This window comes from Kribbella sp. NPDC059898, assembly GCF_042730855.1.
Classification (GTDB): domain Bacteria; phylum Actinomycetota; class Actinomycetes; order Propionibacteriales; family Kribbellaceae; genus Kribbella.
In genome coordinates, this window is sequence record NZ_JBHWKR010000009.1 from 177,490 (window position 1) to 193,513 (window position 16,024).

At 70.7% G+C, this 16,024-nt stretch carries 16 protein-coding genes; 14 read left to right on the top strand and 2 right to left on the bottom strand.

The window, feature by feature from the left end; genetic code table 11:
• Positions 1 to 108: 108 nt before the first annotated feature.
• The 4 genes from ACFV9C_RS27095 to ACFV9C_RS27110 all read left to right on the top strand — a co-directional run bounded on the left by ACFV9C_RS27095 (position 109) and on the right by ACFV9C_RS27110 (position 6,057).
• Positions 109 to 1,113 (top strand): LacI family DNA-binding transcriptional regulator, encoded by a 1,005-nt coding sequence (locus ACFV9C_RS27095; protein ID WP_380197961.1) that lies wholly within the window; start codon positions 109 to 111, stop codon positions 1,111 to 1,113.
• Between the two features lie 72 nt (positions 1,114 to 1,185).
• Entirely contained in the window at positions 1,186 to 1,536 is a 351-nt protein-coding gene (locus ACFV9C_RS27100) for a holo-ACP synthase (RefSeq protein WP_344191789.1), read from the top strand.
• A 4-nt stretch (positions 1,537 to 1,540) separates the two neighbouring features.
• The gene (locus ACFV9C_RS27105; RefSeq protein WP_380197964.1) at positions 1,541 to 3,037 is read left to right on the top strand and encodes an NAD(P)H-hydrate dehydratase; all 1,497 of its coding nucleotides are present in this window, start codon (positions 1,541 to 1,543) and stop codon (positions 3,035 to 3,037) included.
• Positions 3,038 to 3,132: 95 nt separating this feature from the next.
• Complete coding sequence (locus ACFV9C_RS27110; RefSeq protein ID WP_380197965.1) at positions 3,133 to 6,057, top strand: PIG-L family deacetylase; 2,925 nt, start codon at positions 3,133 to 3,135, stop codon at positions 6,055 to 6,057.
• On the opposite strand, the gene ACFV9C_RS27115 is transcribed toward ACFV9C_RS27110, so the two are convergent.
• Positions 6,006 to 6,482 carry a hypothetical protein gene (locus tag ACFV9C_RS27115; protein ID WP_380197966.1) on the bottom strand — a complete coding sequence of 159 codons (477 nt, stop codon included), beginning with the start codon at positions 6,480 to 6,482 and terminating at the stop codon, positions 6,006 to 6,008. The genes ACFV9C_RS27110 and ACFV9C_RS27115 overlap by 52 nt on opposite strands.
• Before the next feature lie 5 nt (positions 6,483 to 6,487).
• On the bottom strand, positions 6,488 to 7,261 hold the full coding sequence (locus tag ACFV9C_RS27120) for an META domain-containing protein (RefSeq protein ID WP_380197967.1): 774 nt from the start codon (positions 7,259 to 7,261) through the stop codon (positions 6,488 to 6,490).
• Positions 7,262 to 7,414: 153 nt separating this feature from the next.
• Here ACFV9C_RS27120 and ACFV9C_RS27125 point away from each other — a divergent pair, with 153 nt between their 5' ends.
• Genes ACFV9C_RS27125 through ACFV9C_RS27170 form a run of 10 tightly spaced genes read left to right on the top strand, consistent with a single transcriptional unit; the run spans position 7,415 to position 15,997 of the window.
• Positions 7,415 to 8,563 carry a hypothetical protein gene (locus ACFV9C_RS27125; protein ID WP_380197968.1) on the top strand — a complete coding sequence of 383 codons (1,149 nt, stop codon included), beginning with the start codon at positions 7,415 to 7,417 and terminating at the stop codon, positions 8,561 to 8,563.
• Positions 8,564 to 8,580: 17 nt separating this feature from the next.
• Positions 8,581 to 9,222, top strand: a complete 642-nt coding sequence (locus ACFV9C_RS27130; RefSeq protein WP_380197971.1) for an HAD family hydrolase — start codon at positions 8,581 to 8,583, stop codon at positions 9,220 to 9,222.
• A 15-nt stretch (positions 9,223 to 9,237) separates the two neighbouring features.
• A complete protein-coding gene (gene alr, locus ACFV9C_RS27135; RefSeq protein WP_380197972.1) occupies positions 9,238 to 10,383 on the top strand; it encodes an alanine racemase in 1,146 nt (381 codons plus the stop codon).
• A 6-nt stretch (positions 10,384 to 10,389) separates the two neighbouring features.
• Positions 10,390 to 11,508, top strand: a complete 1,119-nt coding sequence (locus ACFV9C_RS27140) for an alpha/beta fold hydrolase (protein WP_380197974.1) — start codon at positions 10,390 to 10,392, stop codon at positions 11,506 to 11,508.
• Positions 11,509 to 11,539: 31 nt separating this feature from the next.
• A complete protein-coding gene (gene tsaE, locus ACFV9C_RS27145; protein WP_380197975.1) occupies positions 11,540 to 12,466 on the top strand; it encodes a tRNA (adenosine(37)-N6)-threonylcarbamoyltransferase complex ATPase subunit type 1 TsaE in 927 nt (308 codons plus the stop codon).
• 1 nt (position 12,467) lies between these two features.
• The gene (gene tsaB / locus ACFV9C_RS27150) at positions 12,468 to 13,184 is read left to right on the top strand and encodes a tRNA (adenosine(37)-N6)-threonylcarbamoyltransferase complex dimerization subunit type 1 TsaB (protein ID WP_380197977.1); all 717 of its coding nucleotides are present in this window, start codon (positions 12,468 to 12,470) and stop codon (positions 13,182 to 13,184) included.
• On the top strand, positions 13,181 to 13,630 hold the full coding sequence (locus ACFV9C_RS27155) for a GNAT family N-acetyltransferase (protein ID WP_380197978.1): 450 nt from the start codon (positions 13,181 to 13,183) through the stop codon (positions 13,628 to 13,630). Before tsaB ends, ACFV9C_RS27155 begins: the two co-directional genes overlap by 4 nt.
• The gene (gene tsaD, locus ACFV9C_RS27160; protein WP_380197980.1) at positions 13,627 to 14,676 is read left to right on the top strand and encodes a tRNA (adenosine(37)-N6)-threonylcarbamoyltransferase complex transferase subunit TsaD; all 1,050 of its coding nucleotides are present in this window, start codon (positions 13,627 to 13,629) and stop codon (positions 14,674 to 14,676) included. The genes ACFV9C_RS27155 and tsaD overlap by 4 nt, the downstream gene beginning before the upstream one ends.
• Positions 14,673 to 15,119: a GNAT family N-acetyltransferase gene (locus ACFV9C_RS27165; RefSeq protein ID WP_380197982.1), complete on the top strand. Its 447-nt coding sequence runs from the start codon at positions 14,673 to 14,675 to the stop codon at positions 15,117 to 15,119. The genes tsaD and ACFV9C_RS27165 overlap by 4 nt, the downstream gene beginning before the upstream one ends.
• Positions 15,116 to 15,997, top strand: coding sequence for an alpha/beta fold hydrolase (locus tag ACFV9C_RS27170; RefSeq protein ID WP_380197984.1), 882 nt, complete (start codon positions 15,116 to 15,118; stop codon positions 15,995 to 15,997). The genes ACFV9C_RS27165 and ACFV9C_RS27170 overlap by 4 nt, the downstream gene beginning before the upstream one ends.
• Positions 15,998 to 16,024: the final 27 nt, after the last annotated feature.

Consider the following 16,024-nt stretch of genomic DNA (forward strand, 5'->3'; position numbering starts at 1 on the left):
AGGCCACTGACCAAGCACCCCGATGCACGCACCTGGACACCGCTAGCGTTCAGCCCAGAGCGCTCGCGGCACGCTAAGCTGGCCGAAAGTTTCGGGCCGGGAGGTGTGGTGAGCGAGCGGCCGACGATTGCGAAAATTGCGGAACAGGCCGGGGTGTCGGTGCCGACCGTGTCCAAGGTGCTGAACGGGCGGTCCGACGTGGCCGCGGCCACCCGGGCGCGGATCGAGAGCCTGATCCAGGAGCACGGGTACCGGCGGCGGAGCGCGAGTACGGCGGCCGGGCCGATGATCGACCTGGTGTTCAACCAGCTCGGCGGCGAGTGGGCGATGGAGCTGATCCGCGGCGTCGAGGAGGTCGCCCGGTCCGAGGGCGTCGAGCTGGTGCTGTCCGAGTGCGGCGGCGCGCTGCGGCCGCGGCAGGAGTGGATCGAGTCCGTGCTGAACCGGCGGCCGGTCGGCGTGATCATGGTGTTCTCGGACCTGGACGCCGACCAGCGCGCGCAGCTGGAGGCGCGGCGGATCCCGTTCGTGGTGGTGGATCCGGTCGGCGACGTCGGGGACGACGTACCGTCGATCGGCTCGGCGAACTGGAACGGCGGGCGGATGGCGACCACGCATCTGCGCACGCTCGGGCACGAGCGGATCGGGATGATCGGCGGGCCGATCGACACCCTGTGCTCGCGGCAGCGGGTGGACGGGTACACCGACGCGTTGCGCTCGACCGGGGTGGAGGTCGCGCCGGAGCTGATCCGCTGGGCGGACTTCGAGGTCGGCGGCGGTTACCGCGAGGCTTTGGAGCTGCTCCGGCTGCCCGACCGTCCGACCGCGATCTTCGCCGGCAGCGACATGCAGGCGCTGGGCGTCTACCAGGCGGCGCGCGAGCTCGGCCTCGACATCCCCCGTGACTTGTCGGTCGTCGGCTACGACGACCTTCCCGTCGCGCAGTGGGTCACGCCGGCGCTCACCACCGTCCACCAGCCCCTTCACCAGATGGCGGAACTCGCCGCCCGGGTGGTCCTGGACCTCTCCAAGGGCAAAACCCCTACCGCCCTCCGCCTCGACCTGGCCGTCGACATGAAGGTCCGCCAATCCACCACCGGCCGGCCGCACTAGCGTCCCCTCGAATGCGGCGAGGGCGTGTGGTGGGGGTGCGGTGGTCGTGGGGTGGGCGGTTAGGGTGTGGGGATGATCGTCGGCGTGGGTATTGATGTGGTCGACGTGGATCGGTTCATGCGGACGCTGGAGCGGACGCCGGGGTTGCGGGATCGGGTGTTCACGGAGCTGGAGGCGGTGAAGCCTGCCGCTTCGCTCGCGGCTCGGTTCGCGGCCAAGGAGGCGCTGGCGAAGGCGTTGGGGGCGCCGGCGGGGATGCACTGGCACGACGCCGAGGTGCAGACCGACGAGACCGGGCGGCCTTGGCTGGAGATCACCGGGACCGTCGCGGCGCAGGCTGCCAAGCTCGGGGTGCAGAGTTTGCATCTGTCGCTCAGTCACGATGCGGGGATCGCCTCGGCTGTCGTCATTCTGGAAGGCTGAGCCTATGCGCCACGCGCACACCGTCGAGCAGGTTCGGGCGGCTGAGGGCGAGCTGATGGCGCGGCTGCCCGAGGGGACGCTGATGCAGCGCGCGGCCGCTGGGCTGGCAGTTGCTGTCAGCAACTTTCTTGGCGGTACGTACGGCGCCCGCGTGGTGCTGCTGATCGGTTCCGGGGACAACGGCGGAGACGCCCTGTACGCCGGCGCCCTGCTGGCACGACGTGGAGCACAGGTCACCGCCGTACTCCTCTCCTCCACATTCCACCAACCCGGCCTCGCCGCCCTCCGGGCGGCAGGCGGCCGCACGTACGCCGCAACACCGAGCGACGGCGCGGGCGCCGGGGGTGCGGGCGGTGGGGTCGGCGCCGGAGGTGCCGGCGGCGCGGATGCCGGGGGTGTTGGGCGGGAGGTTGAGGCTGCGATCGCCGTCGCCGATGTTGTGTTGGACGGGATTGTCGGGATCGGGGGGCGGCTGGGGCTTCGGGTCGAGGCGGTTGCTGTACTGCGGGTGGTGGAGGAGTACGGCGTGCCGATTGTGGCCGTGGATACTCCGTCCGGCGTGGATGTCGACACCGGGGAGACGCCGGGGCCGCATGTCCGGGCGGCGTTGACTGTGACGTTCGGGACGCACAAGGTGTGCCATCTGGTCGACCCGGCCGCGTCCGCGTGCGGGCCGGTGCACCTCGTCGACATCGGGCTGGACCTCCCGCCTGCCGAGGTCCAGTCCCTCCAGGCTGCCGACGTACGGGCGCTCTACCCCGTGCCGCACGGTGAGTCCGACAAGTACTCGCGCGGCGTCCTCGGACTGATGGTCGGCTCCACGCAGTACCCGGGTGCCGCGGTGATCGCCACCTCCGGCGCACTCGCCGGCCCGGTCGGCATGGTCCGGTACGTCGGCCCCGACCCGGTCGCGCACGCCGTACTCGCCCTCCACCCGGAGGTCGTCGTCGGCGAGGGCCGCGTGCAGGCGTGGGCCGTCGGCTCGGGTACGTCGACCGGCAACGTCGACCTGGAACGGTTCCACCGGATCACCCAGCAGCAGGACGTCCCGGTGATCGTCGACGCCGGCGCGATCGCGGCTCTCGACCACGACCGGGCCGGGCGGGTCGTGATCACGCCGCACGCGGGCGAGCTGTCCCAGTTGACCGGCGTACCGCGGGCCGAGATCGAGGCGCGCCGCCTGCACTACGCGCGCGAGGTCGCCGCGGACCGGCAACTCGTCGTCCTGCTCAAGGGCGCCACCACGATCGTCGCCGCGCCCGACGGGTCCGTGTTCGTGAACCCGATCGCGAGTCCGTGGCTCGCCACCGCCGGGTCCGGCGACGTCCTGGCGGGCATCTGCGGTGCCCTGCTCGCGGGCGGGCTGCCGGAGTTCGAGGCCGCGGCGGTCGCGGCGTACCTGCACGCCGCCGCCGGCACCCTCGCCGCGTCGGCCGGGCCGATCACCGCGATGTCCGTCGCGCGGGCACTCCCCGAGGCCACCCGGCTACTCCTCGGCTGATCCGCGCGAGGCGCGCGGTCTGGTGTTGCGAGCCCCGCACCGCGGACGTAGGACTGGAGAGTTGCTGGTGCCTCCGCCGCCTTTGGAGTGTGCTCGTGAAGCGAATCGTGGGGTTGTTGGTTCTTGCCTTGCTGGCCGTTCTGCCGGTGCCCGCTCAGGCACAGCAGACCAAGCAGTACGTCGCGGACGCGAAGACGAAGATCGACGTGATGGGCGAGTGGGCCCATCCGGACGACGACACGAGTTTCATCGGACCGTGCGGCGTCTGGCATCAGCTGTACGGCGTGAAATGCGGCGTGATCATGGTGACCCGGGGTGAGGGCGGCGGCAACGCGGCCGGCACCGAACTCGGGCCCGACCTCGGGCTCCGCCGGGAGAACGAGGACCGCGTCGCGCACTACCGGTCCGGGACGATCGACATCTTCAACCTGGACCGGATCGACTTCTTCTACAACCAGAGCGCGCCGCTGACGCAGTACTTCTGGGACGAGCAGGAGACGCTCCGCCGGGTCACGCGGGTGATCCGGGAGACCCAGCCCGAGGTGTACATCGGCTTCACGCCGACGCTCGCGGCCGGGCACGGCAACCACCAGCAGGCCGGCCGGCTGATCTGGGAGGGCGTGCTCGCGGCCGCCGACCCGACCATGTTCCCGGAGCAGCTGAAGGGTCCGCACGCGCTCAGCACCTGGCAGGTGAAGAAGGTCTTCTCCGGCGGCAGCACCGCGGGCACCGGCGGTACGACGACGTCCGCGAACTGCACGACCGGGTTCACCCCGTCCGGCCTCGACCCGGTCGCGGGCGTGTGGACCGGGTACAACTCGCCGTACAGCTGGCCGGCCGGGAACTCCCAGGGGCAGACCGCCGGTACGCCGAAGATCTGGCAGCAGGTGTCCGACGAGGGCCGTTCGGCGTACCCGACGCAGAGCCGGGTGATGTACAAGGGCGTGTCGGTGCCGGCGTGTCCGCGGTTCGGGATGACCGAGTCGTTCGTACCGTTCCAGCCGAACAGCAGTCCGGCGGCGGGGCGGGACGACGCGATCCTGTTCGGGGCGACCAGGCCGGATCCGGGCGGGCTGCCGCTCGGGACGCTGGAGTACCTGACGTTCAGCCGGTTCTACAACGTCGCGGGTGAGCCGTTCCAGGCGACCCTGCACCTGCGCGGAAAGCTTGCCAAGGGCAACGTCCAGCTGACGGTGCCGGCCGGGTGGACCGTCGACGGTCCCAAGCCGGTGAAGGCGGGGCCGAGTGCCGATGTCACGTTCACCGTCACGCCGGCCGCGAACGCGACGGTCGACCAGAACGCGAAGATCTCCGCGCTGTACACCACGGAGAAACATGCGACGGGATACACGGACAACGTCGTACGCATCGTTTCCGCGGCGGAGGGTCGGTTCCAGCGCTGGGGGAACTGGCTGGAGTACGACCAGTGGCTGGCGAAGACCGCGCCGCAGGCGGACCGGCTCGGGCGGTCGCAGGCGATCCAGTCGATGGGGATCGGGCAGACGATCGACGTACCGGTCGTCGTGCACAACTGGTCGGCGAAGCAGCAGACCGGTGCGGTTTCCCTTGATCTCCCCAGCAATTTCACGGTGGACGCCAACAACAAGCCGTACGACGTGGCGCCCGATGCGGACGTAACCGTGACGTTCAAGCTGACGAACACCGACGCGACGCTGCCGGCCCAGCAGAACGTCACGATCCCCATCAGGACCGCGACGGGAAGTGAGACGCTCACACTGACGCTGGTGCCGACGACGGTGATTCCGCAGGCGACCCCCGTCGTCGACGGGAAGGCGGAGCCGGGTGAGTACCCGGGCCCGACGCTCGACCTCGGGCGGATCTGGCAGGGTGCGAGCACCTGTACGGGCGTCGACGACTGCGGCGTTTCGTCAACCGGCGAAGGCAATACGGCGAAGGTCAGCTGGTCCGACGACGCGCTGTACTTCTTCATCCACATCCGCGACGACTACCAGTCGTACGCCGTGACGCCGGCCGAATGCGTCGGGCACTGGCAGGCCGACTCCGTCGAGATCCTGCTCGACCCGCGCGGCAACGCGTCGCAGAGCCTCAAGGACACCGCGAATACGTTCAAGCTGGGCATCTTCCCGTTCACCCAGAGCGGCGGGCCCTGCTGGGAACGCGACGCGGACAACCACCAGGGCTACTCCAGCGGCGCCCTCGACACCGGCAACGCGCCGGGCGTCCAGGTCGCGTCGACGGCCCAGTGGGTCGGCAGCAACCAGACGACGGTGCCGCACGCGTACGCCGGTGGCGGGTACGACCTCGAGGTGAAGATCCCGATGGCGGATCTGCCCGCCGCGGTCGACCCGTCGCACCTCGGCCTGAACATCACGCCGTACGACAACGACAACACCTCGGCACCCGGTACGACGACGCTCCGGCACATCGACATGAGCACGCGGCTCGGTTGGTCGGCGCTCGGGTCCGTGCAGTCCGACCCGTACCGCTGGGGAATCGCCACGCTGCCCGGGTACACGCCGCCCGCGGGCCGGCCGACCACCCCGGCACCGCCCGACGTGTCGAACCCGAACCTGAACGGTGCGCTGTCGCCGCAGACGATCGCCCAGTCCGCGCGGAACGGCGTACCGATCTCCGGACGCGTCCCGACCGACGACCTGAAGATCCAGTACGCCGCCCTGGACGGGAACGCCGTACAACTCGTCACGTCGTCGAAGGGATCCGGCACCGCACGGGCGTTCCTGACGTCCGGCGAGCTCGGCGCGATCCCCGTGTGGACGACCTCGTGTACGTCGGACCCCGCGCCGGACTACGGGTTCACGCCGTGCGCGATCACCGACGGGGCGACGCCGCCGTGGTCACCGGACATGAGCGGGCACCTGGTGAAACAGACCAGCCGGCAGGTGACACGTGGCGTCCAGCACTGGACGATCCCGTTGACCGCGGCCCAGCGTCAGCAGTTGACGGACCGCGGCCACCTGCTCGTCTCCTACGAAACGACGAACAACGAGGTCCAGGCCTTCGACATCCGGATCGCGTAACCGGCCGCCTCGCGGACCGCTGCGTCCGGGTGCTCCTCGGCCCGGCGCAGCAGGTCCGCGGTGCCGGGCTGGGGCGGCGCGCCACCTGTTGCCATCAGCAACGGAATCAGGCCGTACGGGTCCGTCTCCAGGTCCAGCTGGTTGCGCAGCATCGACTCGGTCCAGGTCAGGGTGTGCCGGCCGATGCTCTCGATGATCGCGGCGCCGCGAGCGCGGCCGCGGGTCCGGAGGAAGAGCGCCTTGGCGCCGTGGCACTCCACCTCGATGATCTGCTCGGTCCCGGCGGCGAACACGAGGCCGAGCTCGGACCGCCCGATCCGCTCGAAGGTACTGCCGGTCGCCAGCGCGATCGCGGCCAGCAGGTCGTTGTCCAGCCAGTCGTCGGGCCGAATCACCAGACCCGTCCAGTACCGCTCCTCACTCACTCGGGTCAGCGTAGCGCGGTGAAGTCCAGACCGCCGCCGGAGTTCCGCAGGCTGAGAACCGAGCCGTCGACCCGGTAGGTCACCTCGCCCTTCAACCCGTTCAGGAGCAGGGATTCCAGCTTCGCGGCGTCGCCTTTGCAGGCCCGCCGGGTGGTCGCCAGTTCGCCGAACGTCAGCTTGCCGGGGGCGTTCGCGACCACGCCCTGGAACTCGTTGCACCCGGTCGAGCCGGTCACCCGGTCGCCGTTCAGCGTCAGCCACGCCTTTTCGGCCCCGGCCGGATGCGACGCGGTCTGGCCGGCGACGATCGTGGAGAGCGCCCACTTGGTGCCGTCCAGCGCCGCCGCGGGCTCGGCGGTCTGCTTGTCGACGAGCGAGATCGTCGTACTGTCCGTGCTGACCACGAGCTTGTCGCCGTCGAGCTTCCAGGTCGGCTTCGCGCCGAGGACGCCGCCGATCCACTTGTCCGCACCGGCCGCCGGGCCGAGGCAGCCCATCGCCGTGGACGTGATCTCGCTGCCGAGACTCAGCCGGTTGTCCGCGGTCGACACCGAGGTCTCCGACGAGTTGCAGCCGGCGTCCCACGACAGCCGGCCATCGGTGGTGAACTGCAGCCGGACCTTGGTGGCCGGGGTCCTCGGCTTTCCGTTCTCGAGCACGGATGTGGACAGGAACGTGCGTCCGCTCAGGCCGGAGCCGGACGCGGGCGTGGCGTCGTTGCCGCAGGCGGTCAGCGCGAGGAGGCCGGTCGCGGCGAGCGCGATCATCCGTTTGTTCACACTCCGAGGACGCCGGCGAAGGTCGTTCCGTTGCAGGTGAATGCTTTGTAAAATCGGGGCCCGGGGTTGACATGTCGTGATCACGGTTCGATAACGTCAATCGCCATACGGAAATCTTCCTGGGGGATCGCCAGTAACGGAGGAAGGTTTGGTATGCCCACCATCCGAATCACTCGGAGCCGATTGCTGGTCTCGGCAGTCGTGCTGGCCGTCGGCGGCCTCGTCGCGGTCCCGGTCGCCGTCCACGCGTCGAAGGACTCGCCGGTCGCGACCGCGAACGCGGCAGACGGTTCGGTGACGGCCCTGCCGAGCGTCGGACGCGTCGAAACCTGTGTCCTGGACGCCGCTTCCGGTTGTACGGTCCTGCACGGCTTCGGCCAGAAGCCGGTCGCGATCATCGCGACCGCTGCCGGCCCCGCGATGGTGTCGATCGACCCGAGCCGGACCACCGCCAAGAGCTACCGGTTACGCGCCCTGCGGTACGACGGCAAGCCGTACCGCGCCGGCACCAAGCTGACCTTCACGGTTCACTACGACTTCGCTGCCGTCGCGGGGCAACCCACGACTCCGGCACCGACGCCCACCACGACGCAGACCAAACCGCCGGCGTCCACACCGCCCACCTCGCCCGCGACGACGCCTACGTCGACGGGCAGCCCGAGCGCGACCTGTACGAACCCGTCGTTCGTGACCACGTCGACGAACAACCAGGGCGACGGCCGCGACTTCGGTGCGTACTACGTGCACAACAACATGTGGAACAACAGCAACGGCACCTACACGCTCAGCGCCTGCAACTACAACAACTGGTTCCTCGACGCGACCCAGCCGCTGCCGGGTGACCGCGGCGTGCAGGCGTACCCGAACGTCCACAAGGACTACAACGACGTCCCGCTGACGAAGATCAAGTCCGCGAAGTTCGCCGCGTCCACGCCCACGAACTGCGGCGCCTGCATCTACGACGTCGCGTTCGACATCTGGATCGGCGACGGGCTGAACAACGAGCTGATGATCTGGACCGACAACAAGGGCCAGGAGCCGGCCGGCAAGAAGGCCGGCACGGTCACGTTCGGCGGCTTCACCTACGACGTCTGGCACGAGGACGGCTACACGGCGTACGTCTCGCAGGTGACGCAGAAGTCCGGGACGATGCCGCTGGCCGACTTCTTCAACGACATGACCGGTCGCGGCTGGGCGCCGAAGGCGACCACCTGGCAGGTCGACTACGGCGTCGAGGTCGTGTCCACCGGGAACACCAAGCAGCGCTTCACCTTCAACGACTTCGCCATTCAGGAGAGCTGACATCTAGGGTTTCCGGTGTGACCGGACTGGTGATCTTCGACAACGACGGCGTGCTGGTGGATTCCGAGCGGCTCGCGAACACGATTCTCTCCGAGCTGCTGACCGAGGCAGGGCTGCCGTACACCTTCGAGGAGACGGTGCGGGACTTCATGGGTGGATCCATGGCGTCGATGCGGCAGCAGACCGAGGCGAAGCTCGGGCGGCCGTTGCCGGCGGATCTGGAGGACCGGTACCACCAGCGGCTGTTCGACGGATTCGCGCATCTGCAGGCCGTCCCCGGCGTCGAGGCGGTCCTCGACCACCTCGACGCGCGGGGCGTCCCGTACTGCCTGGCGTCCTCGGGCACCCATCGACGGATCCGTACGGCGCTGACCGCGGTCGGCTTCCTGGGCCGGTTCGAGGGGCGGATCTTCAGCGCCGAGGACGTCGCGCACGGCAAGCCCGCGCCGGACCTGTTCCTGCACGCGGCCGCGACGCTGGAGGTGAAGCCGGCCGACTGCCTGGTGATCGAGGACAGCCCGCTCGGCGTCGCCGCCGCGGTCGCGGCGGGGATGAAGGTCTTCGGGTACGCCGGGATGACCGACCCCGCGAAACTTGTCGATGCGGACACGGTTTTCCACAACATGACCGCCCTGCCCGACCTGATCGACGGAGCCTGAGACACTGGGCTGACCATGTCTACTCTTCAGTCACACCCGGTCCGCGCTGAGGCGGTCGTCGATCTGGCGGCGATCCGCCACAACGTGCGTACGCTGCGTGAGCGCGCGGCCGGCGCGCAGGTGATGGCCGTGGTGAAGGCCGACGGGTACGGGCACGGGATGGTGCCGGTCGCCCGTGCCGCCCGCGAGGCCGGGGCGGCCTGGATCGGGGCCGCGGTGCTCGAGGAGGCGCTCGGGCTGCGGGCCGCCGGCGACACCGGGCCGATCTTCTGCTGGCTGACCACCCCGGGCGAGCCGCTGGCCGACGCGATCGACGCCGGCATCGACCTGTCCGCGGGCGCGCCGTGGGAGATCGACGAGCTGGCCGCCGCGGTGCGGGACCGGCCAGCGCGGGTGCATCTGAAGATCGACACCGGGATGTCGCGCGGCGGCGCCGTACCGGAGGAGTGGCCGGCGTTGATCCGGGCCGCGCTCCGCGAGCAGGCCGCCGGGCGGATCGAGATCAAGGGCATCTGGTCGCACCTGGCGTCCTCGGACGAGCCGAAGAGCGCGGTCAACGAGACCCAGCTGGCCACGTTCACCGAGGCGATCGAGGTGGCGGAGTCGTTCGGGATCGACGCCGAGCTCAAGCACCTGGCGAACTCGGGCGCCACGCTCGCGTTGCCCGAGACACACTTCAACCTGGTCCGGCCCGGTGTCGCGACGTACGGCCTCTCGCCGTTCGGGCACGCGTTGCCGTCGGCCGAGCTCGGGCTGCGGCCCGCGATGACGCTGAAGGCCCGGCTCGCGATGGTGAAGCGGGTGCCGACCGGCGCCGGCGTTTCGTACGGGCTGACCTGGACGGCGCCGCGGCCGTCGACGCTCGGCCTGGTCCCGCTCGGGTACGGCGACGGGCTGCCGCGGCACGCCTCGAACGGCGGACCGGTCCAGGTCGGCGGGCACCGCCGGACGATCGTCGGCCGGATCTGCATGGACCAATGCGTGGTGAACCTGGAGGACGACGAGGCCGGGGCGGGCGACGAGGTCGTGCTGTTCGGCCCGGGGACGGCGGGCGAGCCGACCGCGGACGACTGGGCCGACGCGGCCGGCACCATCAACTACGAGATCGTCACCCGCCTGGGCGCACGCATCCCCCGCAGGTACGTCGATAGCGAAAGGTAGATCAGCATGTCCAAAGCAGGGCGGACTGCTGGTCTGATCGGGGCCGCGGTCGGAGTGCTGGCCGCGGGCGCCGCGGCCGGGGTCGCGGTCGAGCGTCAGGTGATCGGCCGCCGGTCGGGGCTGCGCAAACAGCTGGAGGCGGAGCCGTTCGGCACCCAGCGCGGGACGCCGTACATCTTCACCGCCGACGACGGCGTCGAGCTGTACGTCGAGGTCGACGAACTGAAGCGTTCCCGCCGGCCTGCGCCGCCGCCGAAGCGGAAGCTAGGTCGCAAGCTGCCGGTGCCGCCCGAGGACCTGACTGTGATCTTCATCCACGGCTACGGGCTGAACCTGGACCTCTGGCACTTCGAGCGCCGCGACATGGCCGGCATCGGCACGATGGTGTTCTACGACCAGCGCTCGCACGGCCGGTCCGGGAGGTCGCCGAAGGAAGGCGTCAGCATCGACCAGCTCGGCAAGGACCTGTACGGGATCGTCGAGCGGTTCGCGCCGACCGGGCCGGTGATCCTGATCGGGCACTCGATGGGCGGCATGACGATCATGGCGCTCGCCGAGCAGCACCCGGAGCTGTTCGGGGACCGGGTGATCGGCGTCGGGCTGTGCTCCACCAGCGCGGGCCGGCTGGACCAGGTGCCGATCGTGTTCCCGGGCAAGGCCGGCATGCTGGCGCGTTCGCTGGCCAACCCGACGGTGGCCGCGCTGGCCCGGATCCCGGAGATCGTCGAGCGCAGCCGGAAGGCCGGGTCGGACCTGATCTACCTGCTGACCCGGAAGTACGCGTTCGGTTCCGAGGTGCCGCCGGCGTTCACCGAGTTCGCGAACGAGATGATCGCGGCGACGCCGATCGAGGTGATCGCGGACTTCTACCCGCTCTTCGCGCTGCACGACAAGTACGACGCCCTGGAGCCGCTGCAGAAGGTCGAGTGCGTGGTGATCGGCGGCGACAAGGACCAGCTGACGCCGTTCGACCATGCCGAGGAGATCGTCCGCCGGGTGCCCGGCGCGGAGCTGGTCGAGGTGAAGAACTGCGGGCACCTGGGCCTGATCGAGCACCACCGTGAGTTCACCGCGGCGCTGCTTGGGATGATCGAGCGAGCCGAACAGTCGTTGGCACCCTCCTGACCCTGCCCTGAGCCTGTGAGATGACCCCGAGATGACCGATCTGCGCGTCCTGGACGCGACTCCCGAGCACGCCGAGGCGATCGTCGCGGTGATCCACCACGCGTTCGCCGCGCGCCGGGTGCTCGACCCGCCGTCGACGCAGCTGTCGGAGAACGTCGCCTCGGTGACCGCCGCGATCGAGCAGCACGGCGGCCTGCTGGTGCTCACCGACGGGGTGCCGGCGGGCGCGATGCTGTTCGAGCAGACCGGCGACATCCTGAACCTGCGTCGCGTCTCGGTCGACCCGCGGAACCAGTCCCACGGGGTCGCGTCCGCGATGGTCGGCTGCGCCGAGGAGGTCGCCGTACGGCGTGGTCTGAGCCGGGTGAACCTGATCGCGCGGGTCGAACTGCCGGACACCGTGGAGTTCTGGCGGCGCCGCGGGTACACGGTTGTCGACCGGCAGGCGCACAACCTGATCTACGCGAAGGCCATGCCGGTCGAGCTGACGGTGCCGACCGCCGACGACATGCAGGCGATCGGCGAGGGGCTGGCCGGGCAGTTGCGCGCCGGCGACGTACTCGTGCTGTCCGGCGATCTCGGGGCCGGGAAGACCACGTTCACCCAGGGGCTCGGCGCCGGGCTGAAGGTGCGGGGCGCGATCACCTCGCCGACGTTCGTGATCTCGCGGGTGCATCCGTCGCTCGTCGGCGGGCCGGCGTTGGTGCACGTCGACGCCTATCGGGTCGGCGGGTTCGCGGAGCTGGATGACCTTGACCTGGACGCGAGCCTGGAGGAGGCGGTCACCGTGGTCGAGTGGGGGCACGGGCTGGCCGAGGGGCTGGCGCCGGACCGGCTCGACGTCGTGGTGACCCGCGGCGACGACGACACCGACGAGACCCGTTCGCTCCGGATCACGCCGGTCGGCCCACGCTGGGCGGCATCCGGCGTACGGGTCTCTGCACTGGAGAAGAACTGACATGTTGCTTGCCTTCGATACCTCGAGTGCCGCGGTGACCGTTGCGTTGGCGACGCCGGCCGGGGAGATCGTCGCGTCGTCGACGACGGTGGACGCGTTGCGGCACGGCGAGCTGCTGGCGCCGGCGATCGCGGCCGCGTTGGCGAGTGCCGGCGTGACGCCGCGCGACCTGACCGGGATCGCGGTCGGCGTCGGGCCAGGTCCGTTCACGGGGCTGCGGGTCGGGCTGGTGACCGCGCGGACGATGGGCGAAGTGCTCGGCATCGACGTCGCCGGCGTGTGCAGCCTCGACGTACTCGCACGGCAGTCGTCGTCGACGTTGCCGGTCGCGGTCGCCACGGACGCACGGCGCAAGGAGATCTACTGGGCGCTGTACGACGGGCCTGCGGCGGACGGGAGCCGCCGGCGGCTGGAGGGACCGGCCGTGGACAAGCCTGCGGAGGTCGCACACGTGCTGTCCGGGTTGCCGGTGATCGGGCGGGGTGCGGTGCTGTACGCCGAGGTGCTGGGCGTCGAGCGATCGGCAGGCGCGGTCGGCGCAGCCGCGGACGGTGGCGTGGGTGGTGCGGCTGCGGGCGGTGGCGTGGCCGAGTACCCCTCGGCGGAGGTGCTGGCGATTGGGGTCGCGAGTCGGACGTTGGAGGTTGTGGCGCCGGAGCCGTTGTACCTGCGCCGACCGGACGTGACCATGTCCAGCGGGCCGAAGAGCGTCCTGTGAGACCAGCGATCCGCGCGGCTGTCGCCGACGACCTGCCGGCGCTCGTGGCGCTGGACGAGGTGTGCTTCGGGGCGAGCGCCTGGAGCGAGGTGGCGTGGGCGGACGAGTTCGAGCGGCTGACCGAGGACCGGGTGGTGCTGGTCGCGGACAGCGGGTCGGTCGTCGGGTACGTCGTACTGTTGGTCCCCCCGGTGGCGCTCGATGTTGTCGAGGTACTGCGGATCGCGGTAGCTCCGGAGCAGCGGCGTACGGGCGTCGGTGGGCAACTGATGGTGATGGCGCTGGACCGTTGCGCGGGCCGGACCGTGCTGCTGGAGGTTGCTGCGGGCAACGAGTCGGCGATCGGGCTGTACGCCGGGTTCGGGTTCGTGGAGATCAGCCGGCGGCGCGGGTACTACCCGGGCGGCGAGGACGCGGTGATCATGCGGTGGCGGGAGGAATCATGAAGGACGAGCCCCTGGTCCTGGGGATCGAGACGTCGTGCGACGAGACCGGGGTCGGGATCGTGCGCGGGCAGACGCTGCTCGCGGACGCGGTCGCCTCCAGTGTCGAGGAGCACGCCCGGTTCGGCGGCGTCGTACCCGAGGTGGCCAGTCGTGCGCACCTCGAGGCGATGGTGCCGACGATCCGCCGCGCGTGCGAGACCGCTGGGATCCAGCCGACCGACGTGGACGCGGTCGCCGTGACCAGCGGGCCCGGTCTGGCCGGTGCGCTGCTGGTCGGCGTCGCCGCCGCGAAGGGCCTCGCGGTCTCGCTGGACAAGCCGATCTACGGCGTCAACCACCTGGCCGCGCACGTCGCGGTGGACACGTTGGAGCACGGCGACCTGCCGAAGGGCTGCGTCGCGATGCTGGTGTCCGGCGGGCACTCGTCGCTGCTCGCGGTCGAGGACATCACCGACGGCGTCGTACCGATGGGCAGCACCATCGACGACGCCGCGGGCGAGGCGTTCGACAAGGTCGCGCGGGTGCTCGGGCTGCCGTTCCCGGGCGGTCCGTGGATCGACAAGGCGGCGCAGGACGGCGACCGGCTGTACGTGACGTTCCCGCGCGGGCTGACCTCGCCGCGGGACCTAGAGCGGCACCGGTTCGACTTCTCGTTCTCCGGCTTGAAGACCGCGGTCGCGCGCTGGGTCGAGGCCAGACGCCGCGACGGCGAGGACGTTCCGGTGAACGACGTCGCGGCGGCCTTCCAGGAGGCGGTCTGCGACGTACTGACCCGGAAGGCGATCGACGCCTGCAAGGACCGCGGTTTCGAGCACCTGCTGATCGGCGGCGGCGTCGCGGCCAACTCGCGGTTGCGGGCGATGGCTTCGGAGCGCGCCGCGGCCGCCGGGATCGCCGTCCGGGTGCCGCGCCCTGGCCTGTGCACGGACAACGGCGCGATGGTCGCCGCCCTCGGCTCCGAACTCGTCCGCGCCGGCCGGACGCCGTCGCCGCTGGACCTGCCCGCCGACTCCTCGATGCCGATCACGGAGATACTCAACAGATGAAATGGACCGGACCCGACGGCTTCGAGGCCGACGACAACGCCGAGCGCATCGACCCCGCGGTGGTGCAGGGCTTCCTGAGTACGTCGTACTGGGCGACCGACATCCCGCACGAGGTGGTGGAGCGCGCGATCGCGGGCTCGCTGAACCTCGGGGTGTACGACGCGAGCGGCGCGATGGTCGGGTACGCGCGGATGGTGACGGACCGGGCCACGTTCGCTTGGCTGGCCGACGTGTTCGTGCTGGAGTCGCACCGCGGGCACGGGCTCGGGCGGTTCGTGGTGTCGACGTTGCTGGAACACCCGGACCTGAAGGGCCTGCGCCAGGTCCTGCTGGCGACTGCGGACGCCCATGAGCTGTACCGCTCGTACGGCTTCACCGAGACGCCGCCCGGGCGGATGATGGCGATCCGCAAGGAGCCGGCCGAGCTGTACGCACGGCCGTGAGACGCCCGGGTGTCGACCTCGTCCGGCACCCCGCCGGGGCGACCGAACTGGTCCTCCTGGCGCACGGCGGCGAGGAACACTCGAAGGCCGAACCGCATCTGTGGCGGCCGGCGCTGCTGCGCATGTGGCCGTTCGCGGCGGCCGCGCGGTCGGCGGCACCAGAGGCCGCGATCGGGTTCGCTCGTTACCGGTTCCGCGGCTGGAACGAGGACGGTGATCCGGCTGTCGACCTCCGCGCGGTGCTCGACGAGCTGCCGTTCGAGCGGGTGCTGCTGATCGGGCACTCGATGGGTGGTCGCGCGGTCGTTGCTGTCGGCGACCATCCACGGGTGGGCGGGGTGCTCGCCCTGGCGCCCTGGTTGCCGCCCGGTGAGCCGCTCGTCGCGCTCCGCCCGCCGGTGACTTTCGTGCACGGCACCGACGACACGATCACGGATCCGGCGAGTACGACGGCGTACGCGCAGCGGCTGCGGGCGACCGGGGTGGCGGTGACGACGTACACACTCGCCGGCGAGGGCCACGCAATGCTCAAGCGCCCGAAGGACTGGAACCGACTGGTGAGCGAGTTCGTCCACGGAGACCCCGCCACCGGCGACAACCACCTCCCGGCGAGGGGCACGGAGACAGGTGCGGAGACGGTGACTGGCGCGGAGGCGGGTGCGGAGACGATGACCGGCGCGGGGGCGGGTGCGCGCGGGGGGACCGGTGCGGAGGCGGGGACGGGCGCGGGGCCGCAGGCAGTGGCGGGCGCGGGGACGGTGACCGGCGTGCAGTTGGCGGTGGCGGGCGTTCAGGTGGTTTCGGCGGTCGCGGGGATCGCGGCGGCGCGGATCCGGCTACCGGTGAAGGAACGGTTTCGGACAAAGGCCTGGGGGTAACGCGCACCGCTTGCTCCCCAGGCGAAC

Coding starts and splice junctions, on each gene's coding strand:
- ACFV9C_RS27140 (WP_380197974.1), top strand. CDS start 10,390: ATGTCCAAAGCAGGGCGGACTGCTGGTCTGATCGGGGCCGCGGTCGGA.
- alr (WP_380197972.1), top strand. CDS start 9,238: ATGTCTACTCTTCAGTCACACCCGGTCCGCGCTGAGGCGGTCGTCGAT.
- tsaE (WP_380197975.1), top strand. CDS start 11,540: ATGACCGATCTGCGCGTCCTGGACGCGACTCCCGAGCACGCCGAGGCG.
- ACFV9C_RS27125 (WP_380197968.1), top strand. CDS start 7,415: ATGCCCACCATCCGAATCACTCGGAGCCGATTGCTGGTCTCGGCAGTC.
- tsaD (WP_380197980.1), top strand. CDS start 13,627: ATGAAGGACGAGCCCCTGGTCCTGGGGATCGAGACGTCGTGCGACGAG.
- tsaB (WP_380197977.1), top strand. CDS start 12,468: ATGTTGCTTGCCTTCGATACCTCGAGTGCCGCGGTGACCGTTGCGTTG.
- ACFV9C_RS27165 (WP_380197982.1), top strand. CDS start 14,673: ATGAAATGGACCGGACCCGACGGCTTCGAGGCCGACGACAACGCCGAG.
- ACFV9C_RS27100 (WP_344191789.1), top strand. CDS start 1,186: ATGATCGTCGGCGTGGGTATTGATGTGGTCGACGTGGATCGGTTCATG.
- ACFV9C_RS27105 (WP_380197964.1), top strand. CDS start 1,541: ATGCGCCACGCGCACACCGTCGAGCAGGTTCGGGCGGCTGAGGGCGAG.